This window comes from Capnocytophaga sp. oral taxon 412 str. F0487 (genome assembly GCF_000271925.1).
Classification (GTDB): domain Bacteria; phylum Bacteroidota; class Bacteroidia; order Flavobacteriales; family Flavobacteriaceae; genus Capnocytophaga; species Capnocytophaga ochracea.
This window is the reverse complement of sequence record NZ_AJZR01000054.1, coordinates 12435-37977: the sequence shown is the minus strand read 5'-3', so window position 1 is coordinate 37977 and position 25543 is coordinate 12435. Positions and strand designations below refer to the sequence as shown.

Annotated in this window: 17 protein-coding genes and 1 pseudogene; 4 read left to right on the top strand and 14 right to left on the bottom strand. The window is 37.0% G+C overall.

Annotated elements, in window-relative coordinates:
* Window positions 1–43 precede the first annotated feature (43 nt).
* The 10 genes and pseudogenes from HMPREF1321_RS08985 to bioD all read right to left on the bottom strand — a co-directional run bounded on the left by HMPREF1321_RS08985 (window position 44) and on the right by bioD (window position 14195).
* A complete protein-coding gene (locus tag HMPREF1321_RS08985; RefSeq protein WP_009422299.1) occupies window positions 44–1996 on the bottom strand; it encodes an OmpA family protein in 1953 nt (650 codons plus the stop codon).
* 57 nt (window positions 1997–2053) lie between these two features.
* The gene (locus HMPREF1321_RS08980) at window positions 2054–2965 is read right to left on the bottom strand and encodes a type IX secretion system membrane protein PorP/SprF (protein WP_009422290.1); all 912 of its coding nucleotides are present in this window, start codon (window positions 2963–2965) and stop codon (window positions 2054–2056) included.
* Between the two features lie 145 nt (window positions 2966–3110).
* Window positions 3111–7496 (bottom strand): gliding motility-associated C-terminal domain-containing protein, encoded by a 4386-nt coding sequence (locus tag HMPREF1321_RS08975; protein WP_410492495.1) that lies wholly within the window; start codon window positions 7494–7496, stop codon window positions 3111–3113.
* Window positions 7497–7974: 478 nt separating this feature from the next.
* Complete coding sequence (mltG, locus tag HMPREF1321_RS08970; protein WP_009422297.1) at window positions 7975–9000, bottom strand: endolytic transglycosylase MltG; 1026 nt, start codon at window positions 8998–9000, stop codon at window positions 7975–7977.
* 12 nt (window positions 9001–9012) lie between these two features.
* A complete protein-coding gene (locus HMPREF1321_RS08965) occupies window positions 9013–9807 on the bottom strand; it encodes a Fic family protein (RefSeq protein WP_009422306.1) in 795 nt (264 codons plus the stop codon).
* A 6-nt stretch (window positions 9808–9813) separates the two neighbouring features.
* The gene (locus HMPREF1321_RS08960) at window positions 9814–10233 is read right to left on the bottom strand and encodes an HXXEE domain-containing protein (protein ID WP_009422285.1); all 420 of its coding nucleotides are present in this window, start codon (window positions 10231–10233) and stop codon (window positions 9814–9816) included.
* Window positions 10220–10633: pseudogene (locus tag HMPREF1321_RS12415) on the bottom strand (hypothetical protein). Before HMPREF1321_RS12415 ends, HMPREF1321_RS08960 begins: the two are co-directional and overlap by 14 nt.
* A gap of 127 nt (window positions 10634–10760) precedes the next feature.
* Window positions 10761–12968 carry a polyribonucleotide nucleotidyltransferase gene (locus HMPREF1321_RS08950; protein ID WP_009422341.1) on the bottom strand — a complete coding sequence of 736 codons (2208 nt, stop codon included), beginning with the start codon at window positions 12966–12968 and terminating at the stop codon, window positions 10761–10763.
* A gap of 112 nt (window positions 12969–13080) precedes the next feature.
* Window positions 13081–13350, bottom strand: a complete 270-nt coding sequence (rpsO, locus tag HMPREF1321_RS08945; protein WP_002671426.1) for a 30S ribosomal protein S15 — start codon at window positions 13348–13350, stop codon at window positions 13081–13083.
* A gap of 236 nt (window positions 13351–13586) precedes the next feature.
* A complete protein-coding gene (gene bioD, locus HMPREF1321_RS08940; protein ID WP_009422333.1) occupies window positions 13587–14195 on the bottom strand; it encodes a dethiobiotin synthase in 609 nt (202 codons plus the stop codon).
* 184 nt (window positions 14196–14379) lie between these two features.
* On the opposite strand from bioD, the gene HMPREF1321_RS08935 reads away from it, so the two are divergent.
* Window positions 14380–15312, top strand: a complete 933-nt coding sequence (locus HMPREF1321_RS08935) for a malate dehydrogenase (RefSeq protein WP_009418361.1) — start codon at window positions 14380–14382, stop codon at window positions 15310–15312.
* A gap of 117 nt (window positions 15313–15429) precedes the next feature.
* Here HMPREF1321_RS08935 and HMPREF1321_RS08930 read toward each other — a convergent pair whose 3' ends face one another.
* The 4 genes from HMPREF1321_RS08930 to HMPREF1321_RS08915 all read right to left on the bottom strand — a co-directional run bounded on the left by HMPREF1321_RS08930 (window position 15430) and on the right by HMPREF1321_RS08915 (window position 21693).
* A complete protein-coding gene (locus HMPREF1321_RS08930; RefSeq protein WP_009411884.1) occupies window positions 15430–17154 on the bottom strand; it encodes an MBOAT family O-acyltransferase in 1725 nt (574 codons plus the stop codon).
* Window positions 17151–18701, bottom strand: coding sequence for a LysM peptidoglycan-binding domain-containing protein (locus HMPREF1321_RS08925; protein ID WP_009422329.1), 1551 nt, complete (start codon window positions 18699–18701; stop codon window positions 17151–17153). Before HMPREF1321_RS08925 ends, HMPREF1321_RS08930 begins: the two co-directional genes overlap by 4 nt.
* 37 nt (window positions 18702–18738) lie before the next feature.
* Complete coding sequence (locus tag HMPREF1321_RS08920; protein WP_009422296.1) at window positions 18739–20484, bottom strand: GDSL-type esterase/lipase family protein; 1746 nt, start codon at window positions 20482–20484, stop codon at window positions 18739–18741.
* 72 nt (window positions 20485–20556) lie between these two features.
* Window positions 20557–21693 carry a trans-sulfuration enzyme family protein gene (locus tag HMPREF1321_RS08915; protein ID WP_009422325.1) on the bottom strand — a complete coding sequence of 379 codons (1137 nt, stop codon included), beginning with the start codon at window positions 21691–21693 and terminating at the stop codon, window positions 20557–20559.
* Between the two features lie 588 nt (window positions 21694–22281).
* On the opposite strand from HMPREF1321_RS08915, the gene HMPREF1321_RS08910 reads away from it, so the two are divergent.
* From HMPREF1321_RS08910 to HMPREF1321_RS08900, 3 genes are all read left to right on the top strand, one after another.
* A complete protein-coding gene (locus tag HMPREF1321_RS08910; RefSeq protein WP_002671404.1) occupies window positions 22282–23283 on the top strand; it encodes an AAA family ATPase in 1002 nt (333 codons plus the stop codon).
* 74 nt (window positions 23284–23357) lie between these two features.
* Window positions 23358–24527: an aspartyl protease family protein gene (locus HMPREF1321_RS08905; RefSeq protein ID WP_232205447.1), complete on the top strand. Its 1170-nt coding sequence runs from the start codon at window positions 23358–23360 to the stop codon at window positions 24525–24527.
* A 126-nt stretch (window positions 24528–24653) separates the two neighbouring features.
* The gene (locus HMPREF1321_RS08900) at window positions 24654–25517 is read left to right on the top strand and encodes a DUF58 domain-containing protein (protein WP_009422301.1); all 864 of its coding nucleotides are present in this window, start codon (window positions 24654–24656) and stop codon (window positions 25515–25517) included.
* The last annotated feature ends 26 nt before the right edge of the window (window positions 25518–25543 follow it).

Sequence of the window (25543 nt, the reverse complement as noted above, 5' to 3'; positions counted from 1 at the left end):
GGAGTTAATTTATAACTCCTAATCTTCCATTACAATATTTCTATTAATCCATACTTACCACAATAAACTCACTACGGCGGTTAGCTTGATGTTGTTCTTCAGTGCAAGGCACTCCATTTGAGCAACCATTTACTAATTGCGTTTCTCCATAGCCTTTCGCTTTCAATCGCTTGCGGTCAATACCTTGCTTAACTATCCATTCAAGAGTTGATTTAGCTCGGCGGTCAGATAAAGCTAAGTTATAAGCATCTGTAGCTCGGCTATCGGTGTGCGAACGAATATCTATCTTCATCTTAGGATATTGTTTCATCACTTCCACAATCTTAGCTAATTCTACCGCTGCATCTGGTCTGATGTTCGACTTGTTTAAATCGAAGTATATTTCTTTTATCTCAAATACTTTAGCTAAATCAGTATCCTTTGAGATAGCTATTTCTCTCGGTTTTAACAAGAACTCGTAGAAGATATCTCCTTCTTTACCCGTTAATACTTTCACTTCTGTGGTTTCATATTTATCTTTTTCAGCTCTTAGGTAATAATATAATTCTTTACAATCCACTTTCTTGAATGCAAAAGTACCATCTTCTTTAGTTCTTTGAGTATCTACCTGTTTCATTGTTCTATCTGATAGTACTATAAGAGCATCTACAATAACGCTTTTTGTATTAGCATCTTTCAGTACTCCTTTCAGCATTTTCTCACAGTCAAAGGATAAAGGTTTCTCTTCATAAAAGCTGTAAATATCATCTTTACCCTTTCCTCCAGCTCTGTTAGAACTTAAAAATCCTATCTTGCTGTCACTATCCATTATAAAACAAAAATCATCATCAGCACTATTACCTGGCTTACCTATATTAATAGGTTTTGATACTGTTCCGTCTTCATAAAACTTTACCGCAAAGATATCCAAACCTCCTAACCCTGGAAAGCCATCTGATGAGTAATATAACACATTATTCTTAGAGATAAAAGGGAAAGATTCACGCCCCGACGTATTAATAACATCTCCTAAATTTTCGGGTCTACCGTATTTATTATTTCCTAAAATCTCTACGCGAAAGATATCCGAACTCCCTAAGGTTCCTTTCATATCTGAAGCAAAATAAAGATATTTTTCATCAGGACTCAAGGCTGGGTGCGCTACATTGTATTGGTTACTATTAAATGGCACTTCTACCACATTTCCCCAATCTCCTTTTTCATCTTTCGTTGCTTTAAGTATTTTTAGTAAGATAGTATTTTCTCCATTCGTTCCTATCTTTTTATTTATATAGTTATTACGGGTAAAATACACTGTTTTTCCGTCTTTTGTAAATACAGCCGTAGATTCATTAAACTTTGTATTTAAAGCTGATGAAAAAGGTTTCTTATTACTTAATTCTTGCTTATTGCGGTCTGCTATATACAGGTCATAAAAACTCTCTCCTGTCCATTGTGAAATTTCTCCTTTAGAAGCTCTACCGCTATTAGCTGCTGCAAAAACTATTTTATCACCATAAAAAGCTGTCCCATATTCTGAATATTCGGTGTTAATAGCTACTGGGTGTAATTGCAAACGTCCTGAGTTACTCTCTATCACTTCCCGATAGTCTTTATTCTCTTCATAAAGTACAGCACGCGTATCATTATTACCTGTAAGCTCAGCAAACTGAGACATTAGCTTATTCGCTTCGTCATATTTCCCTACTGATTTTAGTACTTGTGCATAGCGATAGTAATATTCAGGTTTGATTTTATATTTCTTATTCTCAAATAGCTGTTTGTACCAAGGTAATGCTTTCTTGTATTCTGCATTGTAGTAGTATGAATTACCAAGATTTTCTAATATATCTTGATTCACAAATCCTTTCTTAGCAATGCTTTCATATATTTTTATAGCATCAACATAAGCAAAGTTTTTATACATTTCCTTTGCCTTTTGCAACTCTTTCTCATTCTGGGCAAACAGTACAGATATTCCACAAAATAAGGCTATTATAAAAGTGTATTTTCTCATCAACAATTCAATTTTAAGTAATTTATAAAGGCTTATACTCTCTGTTCTCCTTCCTAACTAAAAGAAACGAGGAGACACTATTTTCTTATAGGTTTTGAGCAGTTCATAACGCAAAAAGATTTCGTGTGAACCTGAGTTATATTTTGATAATTCAGTCGTCTCAAAGTCATAAGCATATCCCGCAAACCAACGTTCACTTATCTGAAAACCTGCCATTACACTCACTGCTGCCGACCATCTATAAGCTGCTCCCAACACAAACTTCTCATTAAACATAAAGTTTGCCGATAAGTCCAATTGCAAGGGTGCTCCAAAAGCTATCTTAGAAAGCACTGCGGGTTTGAATTTTGTGTTTTCTGACAAGTTGAACACATAACCACCGATTAAGTACATATGCTGCGTATTCTTCAACACAGACACTGAACTCTTGTTGTAATGAGTGGTTTCCAACATATTAGGCACTGAAAACCCTAAATAATACTTATCAGTATACCAATAAATACCCGCTCCTATATTAGGTGAAAAAACACTCTCACTGCCCGATAAGTTAGGGTCTGCTTGGTCTTGTTTGTTTAGCTCATCATAATTTATTTGAAATAAGCTTCCCGAACCATTGATACCAAAAGCTAATTTGGAGTTCTCAAAGTTCAAAGTATATGAAAAATCAATCGCTAAATCCGTCTGATTTTGAGGTCCTATACTCTCTCTAAAAATACTTCCTCCCAAACCTACATTGCGTAAGCTCTCCATTGGTTGGTGATAACTAATGCTTCCATTAGTGGGGGCTCCTTTGATGCCTACCCATTGGGTACGAAACATACCAAAGAAACTGCCTACCTCTCTTGAGCCTGTATAAGCTGGGTTAAACATCATAGTGTTGTACATATACTGGGTATATTGCGACTCTTGTTGTCCATATACCCCTACACTAAACATTGTTAATACAAAAATAAACGCTTTTTTAATCATTTTTAAACTGTGTATTACTTAACTATTTTTCTTCATTGCTGTTAATCAAGTAGATAATAAATCTAACTGACTTTTATTTCGGCAAAAGTACAACTTTTTTACATTTCTACCACTTTTTACACAATATTTTATATCTATACCCTTATTATTTTTGTATATACAGCCACCCTATTTGTGTTTCTTTTCGTTGAGCATCGTAATATTCTAACACATAGTAGTAAGTTCCTAAGGGCATTTTATCTCCTTTTAATACGCGAGAAGTATTGTCATATCCTTTTATATCAAACACTTTTTCACCTGCCCGATTGTATACCTTAACTCTATTATTGGGGTAATACTCTATCCCTCTGATATAAAAATAATCATTCTTTCCATCTCCGTTTGCTGATAAGCCATTGTAAACAGTAATTCTTTTCAATTCACTTGTTGTTGTAAAAGTATCTGCTTTTACCTCTATTTTGGCTACTGAACTCGTTACAGTACCACATCTATCGGTTATAGTCACATAATAATACCTCTCCCCTACTGTTTCAGTTGAAGGTGTATAACTATTCGCGTGAGAATCTATTGCCTTACCACCGATATTTGTATTCATAGTACTCTCATACCACTGATAAACAGGTGCAGTGGTACCCTTCACTATTACATATAAAGGCGATGGTAAAGCTTTCTGAATATAAACACCTGAGGTAGGTTGTTGTTCGATAGTTAAATAATTCACCTTCAATATTGCTTCCTCAGAGTACTGAACGGTAGCAATTTTTACGTCTGTATAACTATATTTCACCCTATACTTATTCCCGTTTAAGTCAGCATTGACAGCTTCAAAAACTAAGGTTACTTTATCTCCTCTTCTAACAGAGCCCTTTTCTGTATCTATATTCTTCCATTGGGTGCTTTTATTAGTTAATTCTTGCCACTGATAGCCGATGTTTTTTCCTGTAGCACTTGCTGAGATAAGTTTAGCCTCAGAAGTAAATACAGCTCTTTCTCCATTGCATAACACTTGACTCTCAGGTTGTGTTACAACAACAATATCAGGTGTTACTCCTTTTTCACTTTCTACATTATACACAAGTTGTTGCATATTGCACTCCATTAAATTATCATTACAATTCCTGCCTGCATAAACCTCAACGGTAAAATGTGTCATATCGAAGTTAGTCACTCGGTATTCCAATCTATAAATTATATCTGTATAGGCTCTTAGCTCACTTAAAGAATAATACTTCTTGCCTTGCACATCTTGGGCTGTGATAACTCTTTGCTCTTCCTGTTTAATAGGGTCTACTGCTAACAATCTCAATACTTCTATACCTTGTATATTGGGGAGCATAAGCCAAATATTATCTATGGGCTCCCTATTCAAATTTTGTAACCTAAAGTCTATAAAAAAGGTCGTGTTATGTATTTTTATATTCTGAGGGGTGATGGACTGCAAAGTAATAGAGCGCTGTCCCCCATAAAGCAAAGTATTCGATGTGTTCTGTTTCGTAATCTTCGTCTCTCCACTATTGGCATAATGATAATAGAAACCTTCATAGGTTACCCCCATAATTACTAATTGATTATGGTTAAAGGCTTCTTCTTCGCTTGTACATACTTTTGCTTTACAAGTAGGCTGTACAAAAACTTCTATATACTGAGTCTCATCATTTTGTCCCGAAATAATTTCTGGAGGTAAATACCCCTCCGTTCCTTTCACATGGTTAGTATAAGTATACACTTTAAAATCCTTATCTTCTTCTGTTGTAAAGCTTTCTAACGGAATATGCACTACATTAGTTGCCGTGTTTTCTAAATAATGATACGCCACCGGCTTTACCAAATCATAACCCTTAGGCACTTTTATCTCTATAATCTTTACAAGCCTCTTAGGGCGATATTCATCTTTAAATATTCTATCGGTAGTCTGCTGAATAACACTACTCTCTGTCTTATTTCGTAGAGAAAATAACACACAATCTTTCATCTTATAGCAAGAATAAACATCTTCATCAGGTATATTTACAATATAAAATACACTCTTACTCTCTTCTCCACAATGCAATTCCTCCGTATGATAACCTCTTTCATTTATGTTTTGTTCTTTTGTTCCATCAATTCTATAAAAAAAAGAACCTATCTCTTCTTTTAATTGAGAGGTTAAAGTAACATCTTCGGCAGTACAACTCTCCACTTGATAAGTAACAACAGCAGTAAATTTCTCATCTGCTAAAACTCCTCGAGAAGGTAATGCCTCTGTTAAATTCCACAAGAAATAATTATTTTCATCATCGGTGGTCTGACGAAGGACACCCTGCTTGGCAACCAATGTTATGAGATGCTCTCCTATTTTTAAACTAACCTGTTTAGGCAATAATACCACTGTTTTAGGTACCTGCACATAATAATAAAGATTCTTAGTAGAGCCCCCTAATTGTACACCCTCCGATATTATTTCAATATCGTCTAAGTAAAGTGCTCGTTTGCGGTCTTCTTGTCTCACTTTTGTACGCTTTTGCCGTTGGGTCATTGTATAATCTGTCCAACCATACGAATTTTCAGCCCTTTCTATTGTTGTTGAAAGTGTTTTAGGGGCATTCTCAAAACACACATCAGGACACTTGGCAACTATCGCCCTTTGTGTACAAATATAGGGTATTTTGCAATAAGTATTATACCTATTCTTATCCATTTGCCAAATTGAATATTGCAAAGAAACCTTGTTTGCCTTGCAAGTTGTTAAAATCATATCAAAAGTGATATATCCCCAAACCTCATCTGCTGTGGTATAACTGAATGTTCCTCCCGAAAGGACATCAGGCAGAGTTATTGCAGATGCTACCGAACCCCCATAAGCATCGGCTTTATAAAACTTTATATTCATCATTGCCATTCCTTCGGGTAACAACAGCTCATAACGATACTTCCTTTCTGCTATTTCTTTGTGATGTGATTGTAATTGTTGGATATTGTCTTGTGAAGTTACAGAAGCAGTAAAAGATATTGAAGCCGGTATAGGTTGGTTAAGTGCTAATAAGGTAGGAAATTTTGAAGTGTCTTTCACATCTTTTATTTTTCGTTTAAAAGTATGGTCACTTAATGACTCTTGTTTATGAAAAGAAATACCACACAAGTTATGGTAAGAAAGCTCACCAATAATACTTACTCCAAATATCCCTTCGGTAGATGATAAGCAGGGAATATTATCATTTCTAACTAAATCAAAACGTATTTCTAACTTTTCTTCTGGTGCCAAATCATCTCTTACCCCGTCACCATCTTCATCAGTAATACCTATATCGCTTTGCCCTAATGCTAAATCCTTAAAGCTCTCTAATTCAGTAAAGCTAATGATGCGTTTTCCTAACACACCATCAGGCATTTGTATGGCTTTATCAGGGATAATAATTTCTTTTTTCTCACTATCTATAATACGGAAATTCGTAGGTTTATAAGCCTTAAATTTCACCGCATCCTCTTCTTCATAAAGGGTCAGTTGAAGGTCATAAGCCGTTGCATTCCCTTTATTAATGTATTGTGCAGTAAATATTCCCAAAGTATTTCCACAGAAGCCTTCACTCCATTTAAAATAAGTTGCTGTACTTTGTGGATTTAAAATAACATTAGGGTTTTCATCAGTTGCCACTTGCATTGTAATCGATTGAAGAGCACTACTCACTCCATATAATTCCAAAGGATTTTCTCCCCAATAAGCCTCATAACGCACCTCCCCATTAGCTTTACAACCTTTCGCCGTATACTCTTCTGTAATCCAAACTCCTTCCTTCTCTTTTAATCCTTCCGAAATTCGTATCACATACAAATCCTCTCCTCCATTTTGCCCTATATGCTGTGGCACTTTACCTATGGGAGTAAGTACTTTTTTATTGTAAATCATTTTTCGTGTTTTAACCCCTAATGGGTGTTTCACCGAAAAATAAATATCGTTTATGATACCTACTCTTTTCCCTTCTATGGTTTTATTCTCAATACTGAATACTTTCGAATAATCCCCCATAGGATTCTCTTTCACCTTTTGTGTCGTAATTTGCAGATTAGGAGTATTTAAAAAATATTCATTAGATTTTTTAGTAGCAACCGTTACCTCATCAATCATTACACCCACTTCATCTTGAAGAGATAGATGTGTTTTCAGATAGTTGTACCCTCTTTTAGTAATTCTGCGTTTCACTAAAAGATGTGTTGTACTTCCTGGTCTACTTAGTACAGTAAGCACAGGGTTATTAGGTAAATTTATATCTTTGGGAGTAACTTTTCGTATGGCACTGTTCTTTTCAAGAGTATATCCCGCATATTCAATTCCTTCAGGAAAAGTAAATCTTATATCTATCTTTTCTTTATCTTTAGGAAAAATTATTCTCACGGAAATATAAGTGCCTTCTTGAAAACCAGAAGTAGTAAATTTTATATTCTCTGAAATTACAGTTTTTAGTTGCTGTGCTTTAAGAATCTCTGTTGAAGAAAAGAGTATAAGTAGTAGTATTAGAGTAAATACATTTGCTGTTCGTTTAAAATCCCACATCATTATTAAGCCTTAAAAAACTTCTTTCTGCAAGACAAAATTACGTCTTCACCCATAAAAACGCAAGATTTTTAACATTTATTTTTTATCAGTGCCCAATAAATATATTATTCATCTATAATAGCTGTCATTACACTACCCGCTTAGCAGGTATCAGCAATTGGAAAATAAGTGAATAAAGAAACCTTTTAAATATATCTCTCCTTCACTTTACTTCCATTTTACATTCGTTCTTCCTTCGTCTTTCCCTCACCTGCCCGTGCGGCTCGCACCGTCTTTTGTTCGTCTTTTGTTCGTTGTAGAGCCACTGTAGACCCACTGTAGAGCCACTGTAGAGCCACTCATTGTTCGTTTATCCTATAAGCTCTGTATAAGTTACCCCTAATTTCACCATTAATCATTAACCATTAATCATTAACCATTAATCATTAACCATTAATCATTAACCATTAATCATTAACCATTAACCATTAATCATCTTCTATTTAATTCCTTTGTCATCAACCCATCTTGTATATTGCTTTTTCCCTTGTAGATGTTGCATATAGGTACGCGAAAATTTGTGATAACCGTAGTTTTCAGTATCAGCAACAAAAAAGAGATAATCGTGTTGCTCAGGGTTGAGCACAGCTTCAATACTCGATATGTCGGGCATCGTGATAAGTCCCACAGGTAAACCGTAATTCCGATAAGTATTATAGAGGTTTTGCAAACTTGTATGCACCTCGGTAACGCGTTTTATTACCATATTGTAATCACCCGTATGGTTTTTCATAGCAAAGATAGCAGTAGGGTCAGCTTGCAATTTCATATTGATATGTAAGCGGTTCAAGTAAACCCCTGCTATGCGAGGACGCTCGTCTACCTTAGCCGTTTCTTTCTGTACAATTGATGCCAATATACTCACTTCTATGGGTGTAAGCCCTTGCTTTTGGGCTTGGGCTTTGCGCTCAGGTGTCCAAAAACGATCATACTCTTTGAGCATACGATCGCGAAATTCTTCGGCAGAGGTATTCCAATAGAACTCATACGTATTGGGGATATACATTGCCAATGCAGTAGCATCGGTGAAACCGTTTTCTTTGAGGAAGTTAGGGTTTAAGAAAGCACGCATTAAAGTAGTGCTATCAGGCTCTATTTGTGTAGCGATACGTCCTGCAAAGTCTTCTAATCGCTCCTGATTGTTGAATTTGAGTTTCACAGGAGTATTGCGATTGCGAAGAGTGCGTATGATATCTATATTGGTTGCCCCTTTTTTGATGATGTATTTACCTGCTTTTACTTTATCGGCATAGCCTATACGTTTGGCTACTTGCACAAAAGACATACGGTCTTTCAGTAGCGGACTCATCACGTGCAACACATCGCTAAAATCGGATCCCGTAGGGATATATACTATTTCTTCTTGGGTTTGAAAAGCTGTATTGCTCACCAGTACAGCGCGATAAATAAAGAAGCCTAATACGGCTATCACGGCAATCACCGCTCCTATAATCCATTTTTTCATTGTATTTCTATTTTAAAATTTCCATTCTATGGTTTTGTCTTCTTTTTCTCTAAAATCCTTCTCTTTAGCAATCTCATTTTGTAAATGCTTAGTATACTGACTGAACATAAAAGCATTATATGCCTCAAAGTTTTCGTTTGTTCGCACAGAGTTCAAAGCTTCGTAATAAGCTGCTTTATCCTCTGCAAATACAATACCCAAAGGCAAACCATACCACTGCTGAATAAAGTTCATCAGCAGGCGTGAGGTTCTGCCGTTGCCATCGAGAAAAGGGTGAATGTTCACTAACTCATAATGAGCATAAAATGACAGTGCTAATTGAGCTTCTTCGGTAGTTTGCTCAGGGAGTAGTTCATTTAGTTTTTTTACTAACTGCTCTAATGCTGCCGGTACTTTTTCAAAACTCATAAACGATACACCTCCTGCGGTTACTCTCACCTTACGCAATTCACCTTTGCTGGCATCTACAGTACCTAAGGCATTAGTAAGCACTTCTCCTGTAGTTTTCATCACTTTGGCAGCTATTTCCTGAATAAAAGTTACTGATAGAAGTCGTTGTTGTGTAGCTTCTTTTAGTACAAAATTCAATGCCTCATAATGATCTTTGGTTTGATTGGCAAACAATAGAGGCTTACCATTAGGAGTGTTGCCTTCTTCAATCAGTACGCGAGTTTCGTTTAAAGTTAAAGTAGAGCCTTCTATACGGGTAGAATGACTGGTAATGAGAATTTTGTTAAACTCATTATAATTCAACGAGGATTCTAAACCAAGTGCTCTATAAGTTTGTATGATTTCTGAAATAGTCATTGGCTTCTATCTTTTAAACAACTGGCACCCCCATTTTGGGATGAGATAAACCCCTATGAGGCAGGTTACCATTACGGGAGAATAAGAATGGGTAAAATAGCTTACCAAGATATGCCATACCAAGAAGAAAGTCAATCCTGCGAGGTATATCCCAAGAGCAATTCTTGTAGCTTTTTCGTTCTTTCGACATAAAAAAGCAAAGACTGCTACCAAAGTAAGTTGCCCAATAGAAGCTCCTATAAAATATTCAGGGTGTTCATTAGCTAAATGAGCATTCTCAGCAATTCTAGAGAGTTGCAACCATTGGGGTATCTTATCTACAAAGTCGATATACCATTGCCAGAATGAAATACTCTCTTCTACTTGATGTAAAGCGTGTAGTCCCATTATAGGTAACCACAAATGTATATATTTATTTGTTTCCATATACTTCTGCTTTTAATGCGGTAATATAGTTTTGTTGTATCCGTTTTAAATTCCAAAAGAGAGGCGCAATAAGTCTTAAAAAGAAGTTTTTGATATGTATTTTCTCTTTAAAGCAAACTTTAGTACCTCCGTTATACGATTCAAACTTTCCTTCCCATTCTCCATAGAATAGTTTGTGTTGCATTATAAAGGCATAATACTCATTTTCTTTCTTCTGAATATTCTTAAAAAACGTGTGTCCCCCACCTTTGTAATATTCAATAAAGCCGTCTTACAATAACTCAATATTCTCCACTTCCTTTCGCCACTGAAAGTTCTTGTTATCAGTAACAATGTTATATACCAATGCTATAGGTGCATTAATCACATCAGTTACTATTGAAATTAGAAAGGATTTCATTTTTAAAATCTTTTATCTGATGGCAAAGATACTAAAAAAAAGAAAAACCGAAAACTTTATACTATAAAAGTACAAAATCTTCGGTTTTAAAAATATTATGAATACAAAAATTCTTATAACATAACGCCTATTCTTGACGCGGTTTTTGGTGATTATTGTGTCCTTTATTGCGGTCGTTACGAGACTTTTCGTTGTAAGGCTTGTCAGACTTAGGACGATCTTCACGCGGTGGACGTGGCAACAAAGCTTTGCGCGATACTCTTGTTTTCTTGGTTTTGGGGTCGATACCGAGGTATTTAACTTCTATAATATCACCCTCTTTAAGAACATCTTCTATTTTGTCAATTCTATCCCAAGATACTTCAGAGATGTGGAGCAAAGAGTCTTTACCAGGAACAAACTCTACAAAAGCCCCAAATTCTACCAAGCGCACTACTTTTACAGTGTAAGTTTCTCCTTCTACAGGTTCAAATTTCACTGCGTTTACTGCCTCAATAGCTTCTTGAATACCAGCTTCGTCGGTACCTAAGATTTCTATGATGCCCAATTCGCCCACTTCTTCTACCACAATAGTAGTATTGGTGCGCGCTTGTAAGTCTTGGATATTCTTACCACCCGTACCGATAAATGCCCCGATGTATTCCTTAGGCATATCCATCTTAACGATTTTAGGCGCATGAGGTTTCACGGTAGGGTTAGGTTTTGCAATCGTATCAGTGATTTTACCCAAGATGTGCATACGTCCTTCGCGAGCCTGGTTCAAAGCTTTTTCGAGTATTTCGTAAGAAAGACCTTTTATTTTGATATCCATTTGGCAAGCGGTAATACCATCGGCAGTACCGGTTACCTTAAAGTCCATATCACCTAAGTGGTCTTCATCACCTAAGATATCGGAAAGTACTGCATAACGCTCGCCATCGGTGATGAGTCCCATAGCAATACCCGATACAGGTTTTACCATTTGTACCCCTGAATCCATCAAGGCTAAAGTACCTGCACACACAGTTGCCATTGAAGATGAACCGTTAGATTCCAAAATCTCGGATACTACACGCACGGTATATGGGCAATCCTCAGGAATCATACGTTTGAGGGCGCGTTGTGCTAAGTTACCGTGACCTATCTCACGGCGTGATGTTCCGCGTAACGGACGTGCTTCACCGGTAGAGAAAGGAGGGAAGTTGTAATGCAAGTAGAAACGTTCTTCACCTTGTTCTGAAGGCAAATCGATTACGTTTGCTTCGCGTGAAGTTCCCAACGTAACGGTAGTAAGCGATTGGGTCTCACCACGTGTAAAGATAGATGAACCGTGTGCTGATGGCAAATAGCCTACTTCGCACCAAATAGGGCGTATTTGGGTAGTGTTACGACCGTCTAAACGAATATTTTCGTTTAAGATAAGGTTGCGCACGGCTTCTTTTTCAGCCTCGTCAAAATAACGAGTGATGATAGGAGTAAGCTCTTCTAATTCTTCTTCGGTGAAGAGTGCCAAGCATTCTTCTTTTACCGCATTGAACTTTTCACCACGTTCTTGTTTGGTTGTATTTTCTTTGGCAATAGCATAGCATTTTTCGTAAGCCAAAGGATATACTTTTGCTTTTACCTCTTCGTTTTCTACTTCTGGCTCATAAGTACGTTTTTCGGTCTTACCTACTTTTTCAGCCAAACGCAATTGTGCTTCGATATGAGGTTTGATAGCTTCGTGTGCAAATTTGATAGCTTCAGCCATATCTTTTTCGCTCACCTCGTCCATTTCACCTTCTACCATTGCCACAAAGTCTTTAGAAGCACCTACCATAATATCAATATCAGAAGCTTCTAATTGTTCACGGCTTGGGTTTACGATAAATTTACCGTTTACACGACCTACGCGTACTTCGGAAATAGGACCATCGAACGGAATGTCAGACACAGCCAAACAAGCAGAGGCAGCAAGACCTGCCAAAGCGTCGGGCATTACATTCTCGTCGTGAGAAATAAGCTGAATCATCACCTGAGTTTCAGCGTGATAATCTTTAGGGAATAGTGGACGCAATACGCGGTCTACCAAGCGCATTGTAAGGATTTCTTGGTCGCTAGGGCGTGTTTCACGTTTGAAGAAGCCCCCAGGGAAACGACCTGCTGCTGCAAACTTCTCACGATAGTCTACAGTAAGAGGCAAAAAGTCAGTTTCAGGATTGATTTCTTTAGCCGATACTACTGTAGCCAATAGCATCGCATTGCCCATTTGCACCACAACAGCACCGTCGGCTTGTTTAGCCAACTTGCCTGTTTCGATAGTGATGGTACGGCCATCACCTAATTCGATGATTTCTTTTTTTACTTCTGGAATCATTCTTTAATTGTTAATTAATAATTAATAATTGTTGTGTTGTGGGCTTTAGGGTCTAACCAATGAAAAACTGCTGTAATAAACAAAAGGAGGCACAAAGCCTCCTTACTATTGCTTATTTTCTGATGTTTAGCTCTTTGATAATCGCACGGTATCTTTCGATATCTGTGTTCTTCAAATAATCGAGCAAACTTCTGCGTCTACCTACTAATTTCACCAAGGAACGCTCGGTATTAAAATCTTTGCGATTTACCTTTAAGTGTTCTGTAAGGTGATTGATTCTAAGGGTAAAAAGAGCGATTTGCCCTTCTGCTGAACCAGTGTTGGTTTCTGAACCTGCGTACTTTTTGAAAATTTCCGCTTTTACTTCTTTTGTTAAATACATTCCAATATTAATTTAATGATTATTATGTAATTTTTTTCGGGCGCAAAGATAAAAAGATTTTATAAGCTGTGCAAATTTATAAATAGATTTTTCTTCTTCTCAACTTATGCTTAGCTTATACAGAGCTTATAGGAAGCTTGGACGAATCTTGGAAGATTGTTATACAAAGGGTTATGACACATTGATTATCATTAAATTACTAATTTGTTTTTCACTACAAAATATAACATTTTGTATTATATTTTTAGTTTGCTAGCATATTCTTTAACAACTTGCTTATCGAAATAAGGTTCTTCATCTATACGTAAGAGCACGGGGAGTCCTGTTTTATGAAGAATAAACTCCTCGGTAGACGGTGTGGGGGTACCACTGAAAATAATGCCGTGAACGTTGAGTCCTTTGTTTTTAAGGGCTTCATAAGTGAGCATTGTATGATTAATGCTACCCAAATAGTGGCGAGAGACGAGCACTACCTTATCGGTGGGGAGGATAAGATCGAGCATAGTATCTTCATCATTTAAAGGAACATAGAGACCTCCTGCTGCTTCAATAATTAATGTGTTATTGGTAGTAGGGCGCACAATTTTGGAAAGCTCAATACGAACGCCATCTAACTGAGCGGAAAGATGTGGACTGGCTGGTGTGTGTAGCCCATAACTATTAGGGTGAAATACTGTGCGGGAGTTGCTAATGAGGCGTTTTACTTTATGAGTATCGGAGTTTTCTAAATCGCCAGATTGGATTGGTTTCCAATAATCGGCTTGGAGAGCTTCGGTAAGGATAGCCGAAACGACGGTCTTACCGACTTCGGTGGAGATGCCCACCACAAAATAAGTGTCTTTCATTTTGAATGGTTTATTAGTTTTGAAAGTGCAAAAGTACATAAAAAGCACATAGCATAAAATGAAAAAGTAAAAAGAATGTTAAAAATATTTTTAAAGATAATTTGGAGGATTTGCTAAAAGTCCTTACTTTTGTTGCTTGAAAATAACCATCAGGAGGCTTCTCCTGACTTAAATAATAGATTATATGAAAGTTACAGTAGTAGGCGCTGGTGCCGTAGGAGCAAGTTGCGCAGAGTACATTGCTATTAAAGACTTCGCGTCTGAAGTAGTTTTAATTGACATCAAAGAAGGTTTTGCCGAAGGTAAAGCTATGGATTTGATGCAAACCGCCTCCCTCAATGGGTTTGACACTCGTATTGTGGGGGTAACCAATGATTATTCAAAAACAGCAGGCAGTGATGTAGCTGTGATTACCTCAGGTATTCCTCGTAAACCAGGTATGACTCGTGAAGAGCTTATAGGCACCAATGCAAACATTGTGAAATCGGTTGTAGAACAATTGGTAAAATACTCACCTAATGTGATTGTGATTGTAGTAAGCAACCCTATGGACACTATGGCTTATTTGGTACACAAAGCTACTAAATTACCTAAGAACCACATTATTGGTATGGGTGGAGCACTCGATAGCGCTCGCTTTAAATATCGCTTGGCAGAAGCGCTCAACAGTCCGATTTCAGACGTAGATGGTATGGTAATCGCTGCTCACAGCGATAGCGGTATGTTACCTCTTACTCGTTTGGCAAGCTATCGTGGAGTGCCTGTAACTGAGTTTTTAAGTGCTGACCGCCTCAATCAGGTTGCTGAAGACACTAAAGTAGGTGGCGCGACTCTTACTAAACTCTTGGGAACTTCGGCTTGGTATGCACCAGGGGCTGCCGTATCAGCTTTAGTACAAGCAATCGCTTGCGACCAAAAGAAACTCTTCCCTTGCTCTGTATTGCTCGAAGGAGAATACGGACAAAAGGATGTGTGTGTAGGGGTACCTGTAATCATCGGTAAAAATGGTGTAGAAAAAATTGTAGAGGTAAAACTCAACGATGCTGAAAAAGCCAAATTTGCTGAAAGTACCGGAGCAGTACGCGAAGTAAACAAAGCGTTAGCAAGCGTATTATAGTTGGGATAGAACAACTATATAAACACTAAAAAAGTGATTATTTTCAAGAGAAAGTAATCACTTTTTTATTTGTTCTATTTGAGTAAAAAACTAAGTTTTTACTTAGATGTATATCGTCTAAAACTGGAAGTAAATAAAGGGTTGTGCTCCACTTGAAGCAGTGGCATATACCACCCAAAAAGTAAGTGCCAAAATAATTGCTTTAAAGAGAATAGGCATTGCACCAAATACCTTTTTAAGCCATTCGTTTAAACTAGTGGGGAAAAAGTGCCAAACAAAGCCTATTGCCATTAACAAAAATACATTTTGATAGCCCTTGGCAATAACTTGAAATTGATGAAGATCATAAGTTATAGACTGGATATTGTAGATTACACTTAAAGCGATATCGAAATCTTTGGCTCTGAAAAATATCCAGCAAAAAGCTACAAAGTGGAAAGTAATCACTACAAAAATGATATTAGCGATACCTTTAAAAAAAGTTCTTTTCTCAGGATTCTTATTAGGGAAGAACTCCGTAAAGGTTTTATGGACAGCCAAAGCTAACCCGTGTAATGCTCCCCAAATAATGAAACGCAAATTAGCTCCGTGCCATAAACCACCTAGGAGCATTGTCGTCATCTGGTTGAAATGACTACGCACTGATTTTTGTCGGTTTTTAGAGATAAGTATAGCCAATACAAACACAACGATAGCTCCTAAGGTAATGTAAAGAGGCAACATTGTTTTTTCTTGCATATGAAATGCCCATAACAAAGTGGAAGCAAAAAAGACGGTTGGGAAGAAGTAGCCCCAAAAAGTACCTTTGCGGTTTCCTCCTACTGAAAAGTAAAGATAATCTTTTAGCCAAGTAGATAAGGAAATGTGCCAACGTCTCCAAAACTCAGTGATATTTTTAGACTGATAAGGAGTACGGAAGTTTATAGGGAGAGTGAAGCCCATTAGTAGCGCTAAACCTATAGCCATATCGGAATAGCCTGAGAAGTCGCAATATATTTGTAAAGAATAGCCATATACTGCCATTAAGTTCTCAAAAGCTGTATAACTGTTAGGAGCATCGAAAACTCTATCTACAAAGTTTAGGGAGATATAATCGGAAATAACTGCTTTTTTAATCAATCCTCCAATGATAAGGAATAAAGCAAAAGAAGTTTCTTCTTTCGTTAAGCTTATTTTTTTGTATATCTGTGGTATAAAATCCTTGGCACGCACAATAGGCCCTGCCACTAATTGAGGGAAGAAACACACGAAGAAAGTAAAATCTAAGAATGATTTAGCAGGTTCTATCTCTCGGCGATATACATCAATAGTGTAGCTCATTGTTTGGAATGTATAGAACGAGATACCTATAGGCAAGATGATATCTTGTAGGGCAAAGTTGCTTTGAAGTAGTGTATTGAGACTATCAATTAAAAAGTTAGTATACTTAAAATAGGCTAAAATACCCAAATCGGCAACCATACTCACTGCCAGGAAGAACTTGCGCAATGAGGCGTTCTGTCTTCTATAGATTTGTCCTGCAAAGAAATAATTTAACAATGAGGAGATTATCAGCAACACAAAGAAGTTACCTCCTGCCTTATAATAGAAGAATAAGGAAAATAAGGTAACATAAACAGTACGGAAATGAGCGTGTTTTTTGGTAATAATATACACCAAATAAAACACCAAAAATAACCCTAAAAACAAACTACTATTAAATAATAGTGGATGATTAGGGTCATAAATGAACCATTGTCTTACTTGTTCGGTTGTGAATGAGAAATTATCAACAAACCATTTAGAGATGTTTTCAGTTGTGAATGTATCAATAAACCATTGCAGTAAGGCATCTATACTCAATTTAGATAGGGTTTTAAAGATAGTTTATATTGTTTTTTATAATTCAAGTAATTGCTCATAAAAGCATCATAAAAGAGAGCGCCTTGCTCAGTATAGCCACTTCTTGTGTAATGTATGCGGTCACCAGCAATAAGATTTTGCTGAATAAAGCGTTGAATAGCTTCATTTCCTCCTACAGCTCGATAAAGGTCGAAAACACTGTAATTATCTTTTACTGAATTATCGATGAGAGTATCGGCGTATTCCATACACAAGGGGTTAGGACTTTTCTTTTTGTAAAGAGAAGGCGGAGGTGTAGTAAGCAATATAGGACATTGACCATATTGAGAGCGAATTGCTTTTATGAATTTATTTACCTCTTCGTCATAACGAGTTGCAGACATTCGACAATAAGCTTCATTAGTACCCAAAGATATAATGATTAAATCGGGTTCTAAGGCTTTGATTTGGTCGAAAAAGAGCTGCGATTTGTTATAATCAGAGAAATGAGCCCCATTTACCCCTATGCTGTGATATATAACTCCGTTTTTATCATTTTCTAAGACAATTCCATTAAGCGTAAATGAAGAGCTCTCGGTATTGGCTGTGAGATAAACCTTATCGGAAGGGGTTAGATTATCATAAGAATAATAGCTATATAAAGAATTACCGTTTAAAATGGTAGCATTAGATAAATCTACTTTTTGTTTAGGAGTAGAAGCTACCATCTCTTTAGTAGGGATACGCAATACTTGCCCTATTCTTATTTGTGCGCTTTTTAAGTTATTAGCTTGTTGTATTTTTTCTACTGAAGTGTGATATTTCTTTGAAATACCATAAAGTGTTTGCCCTTGCTCTACTTTGTGTGAAAGTGTTTTAGGTACACTAGGTCTCAAACGAGCTACTTTACCTACATTGGTAGCTAATTCGAACAAACGTTCGTTATTAGGGGTAATAATTTTTACCGTATTAAAGGTGTAGTTTTTATTTTTTAAGTCCAGTTCAATAACAAAATTCTTGTTACTGGTAGAAAGAGAATAACCTGTAATACCAACAGTTGCAGAAGAAGTATTCTTCTCACTATTCCAAGAGATATTGGAAGTAAAGCTCACATTATGTCCCCCATTAGTTCTAATAAGTGAATAAGGGAATACTAAACCTAAACCAGCATTTCCGAACTCTTCTTGCAAGCGTTGTCTTACAATATTAGTCATTACATCGGCTTGAATATGAGAGTCGCCAATATGAACAATATTAATCTTCCTATCTTTCAAGTTCTCCAAAGCAGCAAGCTTTTCGAAAAAAGGGTTCAAAGCTGAGGCATTGTACAAATTATTGTACTCCTTAGGAGAGTCATCATCACCTGCAGCATATGCCAAAGGCTGCGGAATAGCTTCCTTGAAGGCATCTTTATCAATTCCTTCTTTATTCTCTATATTTACTATCTTTGAAGTAAGTGAAGATAAATTAATAGCTGTAGTATAATTAACATTAAAATAGAGGGCTACTGTAATGATAAACAATACAGGAGCTATTAGTTTCTTTATGAATGGCGTTCGCTTTTTCATTGTTCTATTTTTTTAGTGTGTTATCTATCTTGTTATGTTATCTATGTAAATTGTCTTTTTTTTCTTTAATAGTATCTTTATGCACTTTATTTGTAATATTCTGTACTGCCTGAATTGTTGATGGTTGTACTCGTTGAGTCGTTGGTGATTGCACTCGCTGAGTAGTCGTACTTTGTACCCGTTGAGTGGTTGTACTTTGTACCCGTTGAGTGGTTGTACTTTGTACCCGTTGAGTGGTTGTACTTTGTACTCGTTGAGTAGTTGTACTTTGTACCCGTTGAGTTGTTGCACTTTGTACCCGTTGAGTAGTTGGTGATTGTACTCGCTGAGTTGTTACAGTTTGTGTTCTTGTTCTATTTACATTAGGTTGAGTAGTAGGAGTAACGGTTCGTACTGTTTGAATTTCTTTTATTCTTTCTTGGAACACATCGGCTTTTTCACTATTACGAGGATCTTTATAGTGCTCATACTCTTCCATAAGTTTATTATAGATGAGGTGGGCTACTTTTTTAGCTCCTCTTGGATTAAAGTGAGTATAGTCTTTACCTGCTAACGGTGGATTTGCCTCTACCCATTGTTTCATAGAGCCTCTACCCCCCATCAGTTCATATAAATTAATAAAACCAGAGCGAGTATCTTGTGCATATTTCCGTTGTGCATTTGCCAAAGGTACTACTGCTTTATCGGTTTGCATCTCCATATCTACTTTAGTAGACTTATCGGCGGTAGAGATAACAAGAATTGAGGTATGAGGGAAGCAAGCTCTTATCTGGTTAATCACCTTTGTCATTCCGCGTTCATACCACGAATAATCGAGTGTACCGTAATTGAGTACATTAGCACCAAAGTGTAATACTACAAGGTCATATCCGCCTAACGCTCTATCGAAAGCTCTCATTAAATCAGGATTAAAGAGCGATAAGGGTAAGCCTGAATTACCTCTGCTTGAAAAGTTATCTATATATACGCCTTTGCCTTGCATTGAGCCCACTCCATAAATAGGAATAGAATCGGACTTATAGAAAGTAATACGCACTGATTTAGTGTTTGCACCTTCGGTTAAAGGCAATACATTCAGCAATTTATCAGTGTCTAATGATTTTACTACCCTTACAGTATCGTTATAGGCAATTTCTACTTTTGCTTCTTTATTACCAGAAGCACCATAGAACAATGCTGGTGCATACAACTGACTAATATGAGCTTGGTTTGATGACCTATATTGTACCCACGTACCATTGCCTTGTGTAAAGAACACTTGCCCAGAGACACCAAAAGGACGTTTAGGGCGTTTTACATTCACATAAGATTGGGTTTTCCAAGTATTGGAATAAGAATGAAATACGCTTCCTCTTGATTTAGCCGACTCAGAAGCAATGGGCAAAAAGCCAATTCCTAACCCCCCGAAAGCGTTTTGGAAAAGAGCTCTTAAATCTTGCACGATGAGGTCGCCATCAGTCATCGAATCGCCGTAATAAGCGATTCTTATTTTACCATTTTTAGTTTGTTCTAACTCTTCTAATTTTTTAAAGAAAGAAAAAAGATACTGGTCGGACTTTTTAAGTCGTTGTTCTTGTGCTAAGGAATCATTGGCTTGGCTGAGTACTTTGTCGATTTCTTTACCTGAAATGGCTTCCAACATTAAGCTATCTACTACTACATTGCTTCCTGAGGCTTTAGTTTCGGGAAAAATACGCGCGGGCAAACAGTTCTTAAATCCAATGAAAATGAGTGTTGCAAATAAAACAATAAGAAAAGATTGTTTAAAATAGGGTGTCTTCACAAGTTAGCTTCTTTTTCTTCCAGCGGGCAAAGATACAAATAAATAATGAATCAACAGCAAATTTTTTACAAATTATTTTTCTAAGGCTTGTTTAAAATCGGCGATAACGTCGTCAGCATCTTCAATTCCTACTGCTACGCGAATGAGTGTACGGGTAACGCCTCGTGCTACTTTTTCTTCTTCGGGAAACTCGGTGTGAGTAAGCGAACTGGGGTGGGTTACCAATGTTTCGACTCCTCCTAAGCTCACTGCAAAAAGGGCTACTTTTAGACTCTCGAAAAACTTTTTGGCTTTGGCTTCGGTTTTTACTGTAAAAGAAAATACTGAACCTCCACCAGAAGCTTGGCGTTCTTGTATTGCTTTCCCTTTATTTTGTGTATCAGTAGGATAATACACCTTTTCTACTTCGGGGTGCGTTTTAAGGAAATTTAATAGTTTAAGGGTATTGGCTTGAGCTTTTTCGACTCTTAGTTTAAGGGTTTTCATACTGCGCAAGAGCAACCAGCTATCAAACGGAGAAAGCAATGCCCCTATGGCTACTTGTGCAAAACGTATTTTCTCGGCTAAGGTTTCATCATTTACCACCACAGCTCCTGCGATGATATCGTTATGACCTCCTAAATATTTGGTAGCACTGTGTAATACTATGTCGGCTCCTAACTCTAAAGGGCGTTGTAACACGGGCGACATAAAGGTATTATCGACCATAGTGAGCAGATTATGTTTCTTGGCGATTTCTATTACCCCACATATATCGGTAACGTCTAACAGAGGGTTGGAGGGTGTTTCTATAAAAATGGCTTTTGTATTAGGGCGAATGGCTTTCTCTATTTTGCTTAGGTCGGTCATATCGACAAAAGTAGCTTCAAAACCAAATTTATTGAAAATATCGTGCATAATGCGATAAGTACCTCCGTAGATATCTAAGCCTAACACAAAATGGTCGCCTGTTTTAAACATTGTAAAAACAGAAGAAATGGCAGCCATACCCGATGAGAATCCGAATCCGTGTATGCCATTTTCTAATTGAGCTATAAGACTTTCAAAATCCTTACGAGTAGGGTTTGAAACGCGTCCGTATTCAAACTCTTGTTCTACACCGTATTCTTCAATAGGGAAAGTAGAAGCCATATTGATGGTGCTTCCCCAGTTTTCTGTGTTTTTATTGGCAGTTCTTACGCCGTGAATGGCTTTAGTTTCAAACTTCATTTCTTATATCTTTGCTATTAGAGCGACAAAAGTAGTACTTTTTTATATGCTACGCAAAAAAAGTTAATTATTAATGATGAATGGTTAGCGGTTAATGGTTAGTGATTAATGGTGAATTAGGGGTAGGGAATTATACAAAGATTATAGGAAACTTATAGGACAGATGGACAAAGAGTGGGGTTACAGTGGGTCTACAGTGGCTCTACAGTGGCTCTACAGTGGCTCTACAGTGGCTCTACAGTGGCTCTACAGTGGGTCTACAATGGGTGAAAAGTGATTAATGAATGAAAGATAAATGAACAAATTATAAATGTAAGATGAATGTAAGGCGGAGGTAAGGTAAAGAAAAAATAAACTTTGTAAAAGGTCGTAGCACGATGGGCAAGTGAAAACTTTGGCAAAGTATAGGACGTAAAAGCAATGACAAGATGTAAGATAAGGTAAAGGGAGGTTAAACACAGCTTAGAAAATTATTTTGCAAAAATATTTGTAAGTTTAGTAAGAAAAAAATACTTTTGTAACCCGTACTAATAACAAGACGGCACAGTATTTGTATTAAAGAAAAACGCTAAAAAAATAATTTGTACTATGGAACAAAGAACATCTGTAGATATCAGTCAGATAAACGAAATGATAGAGCGTGAAAGTGTGTTTATCGATGCGCTCACCAATGAGATGAACAAGGTGATTGTAGGGCAAAAACATATGGTAAATGCCCTGCTTATCGGGTTATTAGGCAAAGGGCATATCCTCTTGGAAGGGGTACCTGGGCTAGCAAAAACGCTATCCATCAACACCCTTGCTAAATCAGTACACGGGTCGTTTAGCCGTATCCAGTTTACGCCGGACTTATTGCCTGCCGATGTGATAGGAACAATGACCTACAACATCAAGCAAAACGAGTTTTCTATAAAAAAGGGACCTATCTTTGCGAACTTTGTATTGGCTGACGAGATTAACCGTGCGCCTGCCAAAGTACAGTCTGCCCTATTGGAAGCAATGCAAGAGCGACAAGTAACCATTGGTGATTCGACCTTTAAGTTAGACGCTCCTTTTATGGTAATGGCAACTCAGAACCCTGTAGAGCAAGAAGGAACTTACCCACTACCTGAGGCACAAGTAGACCGTTTTATGCTTAAAACGGTTATCGACTATCCTAAATTGGACGAAGAGCAACGGATTATGCGCGACAACCTCAGCAATAGTTATGCAGTGGTGAACCAAACAGTGAGTTTGGAACAAATCCTAAAAGCACAAACAGCCGTGCGCGAGGTGTATATGGACGAAAAGATTGAGAAATACATCTTAGACATTGTTTTTGCGACTCGTTATCCTGAAAAATACAACTTGGCAGAGCTTAAACCACTTATTAGCTTTGGGGCATCGCCACGTGGTAGTATCAACTTGGCAATGGCGGCAAAATGTTATGCTTTCATCAAACGTCGTGGTTATGTAATTCCTGAGGACGTACGTGCGGTAGTATTTGACGTATTGCGCCATCGTATCGGTATCACCTATGAAGCAGAGGCTGAGAATATTACCTCAGTAGAGATGATTCACAAGATAGTGAATACCATTGAAGTACCATAGGAGGTAAAAGGTAAAAGGTAAAAGGTAAAAGGTAATTCTGAGATATTAAAATAACTGGTTTTATTATGAAAACAATGAGTACTTTAATACTGACCTTATGCTTGCCGTTGGCTATTAGTGCACAAAGGGCAGTTCTGCCTTTTGAGTTATTAGAGGATAAGTACGTGTTATTAAAGCTATCAGTAAAAGGTGAGGCAACGCCTCTTACCTTTTATTTTGATACAGGAGCCTCCACTACTATCTTAGATAAAAATGTTGCTGAGCAATATGGAATAAAGCCTAATCATACCCAGAAAGTAGAAGGTGCTGGAGGAAGTAAAGAATATCACATAGCATTATCACAAACAATAAATTTAAATCCTGAGTTACAAATTGGGAATGTAAATATTGTTTTAGAAGATTTAAGTAGGTTGAACAATGCTTTTGAGAAAAAGTTTGATGGTATCATCGGGAATGATATTATAAAGAATTATATTACAAAGATTGATTTTCAGAGGCGTGTTATCTCTCTTTATAATCTTAGTGAGACTCTAAACACAAAAGGATATACAGAAGTACCTTTTGAATTTAAGTTAGGAGTTCCTATTCCTCAGTTCCCTATCCGTATTAAATTAGAGAATGGGGAAGTGTTTGACGGAGATGTATTTTTTGACAGCGGAGCAGGACTTTCGTTACTCATCAACACTCCCTATAAAGAGCAACATAAGTTGATTGAAAAAATAGGAAAGACTTTGGTCTCTTCGAGTGATAATCTGAGCAAAAAGAGTACTGTAACAACCGGAATGATAAAGGAACTTACCGTTGCTGGATTTGACTTTAAAGATATTCCCATTAATTTATCGTCAGACAAAGAGGGAGTAAGTTCGTTTCCTAATTATTTAGGAATTTTGGGGAGTGAAATCATTAACAGATTTGATATTATCTTGAACTATGAAACACATAAATTATACCTAAGACCTAATAATTTATTTAGTAAAGAATTTGAAAAACTCATAAGTCCTATTTCTATACAACGGGTAAATAATGAGATTGTAGTTACAAGAATAATTGTAAACTCGGAGGCTTACCAAAAAGGGCTACGAGAAGGAAGTAAAATTATGAGTATCAATAAAAACAATACGGGGGACTTAGAACAATACCGACAAATGCTAAAACAAAAAGGTAAAACAGTTAAGATTGGATATAAAGCTCCTAATAGTGATGAAGAGAAGACAATAAAGATAAAATTAAAAGAATTGTTGTAATACTGAACTACGGCAACTCACTGAGTACTCTGAGGAGAATGTTGTGACAGAAAAAAAATTACTATGTTATAACTATATTATTTTAAGCCTTAATTTGTATTCATAACTTACAATAAAACAATAAAAGTGGATACCAAAGAACTATTAAAGAAAGTACGCAAGATAGAGATAAAAACGCGCAAGCTCTCCGATAATATTTTCGGAGGGGAGTATCACTCTACCTTCAAAGGTCGGGGTATGACTTTCAGTGAAGTACGTCCGTACCAATTTGGTGATGATATTCGCAATATCGACTGGAACGTAACGGCGCGCTACAACGAGCCTTTTGTGAAAGTATTTGAAGAGGAACGCGAACTTACGCTAATGCTGATGATAGACGTGAGCGGTAGTGAGCTTTTTGGCACGAAACAGGAATTCAAAAGTGAAGTGATTACCGAAATAGCAGCTACCTTGGCGTTCTCAGCTTTACAGAATAACGACAAGACGGGATTGATACTCTTTTCTGACCAAATAGAACTGTATATTCCACCTAAAAAAGGGAAATCGCACGTATTGCGCATCATCAGAGAGCTTATAGAATTTCAGCCTAAAAGTTTTAAGACTAATATTTCGGAGGCTTTACAGTTCCTCAGTAGGGTAACGAAGAAAAAGGCAATTGTGTTTATGCTCTCGGACTTTATGGATAAAGGCTATGAGAAACCTATACAGATAGCTGCCAGAAAACACGATATTACCGGTATTCGCATTTATGACAAAAAAGAAACTGAATTACCTAACTTAGGTTATGTGATGGTAAAAGATGCTGAAACGGGAGCACTGATGCGTGTGAACACCGCTTCATCGGCAGTGCGAAATGAATATGCAAAACAATATCAAGAGACGGTGAACTATTTTGAGACGCTTTGGCAAAAATCGGGTGCAGGGGTAGTGAGCTGTAGAGACGATGAGAGTTATACCCAAAAGCTGTTGGGATACTTTAAAAATAGGTAAAAGGTAAAAGGTAAGAGACTAAATTA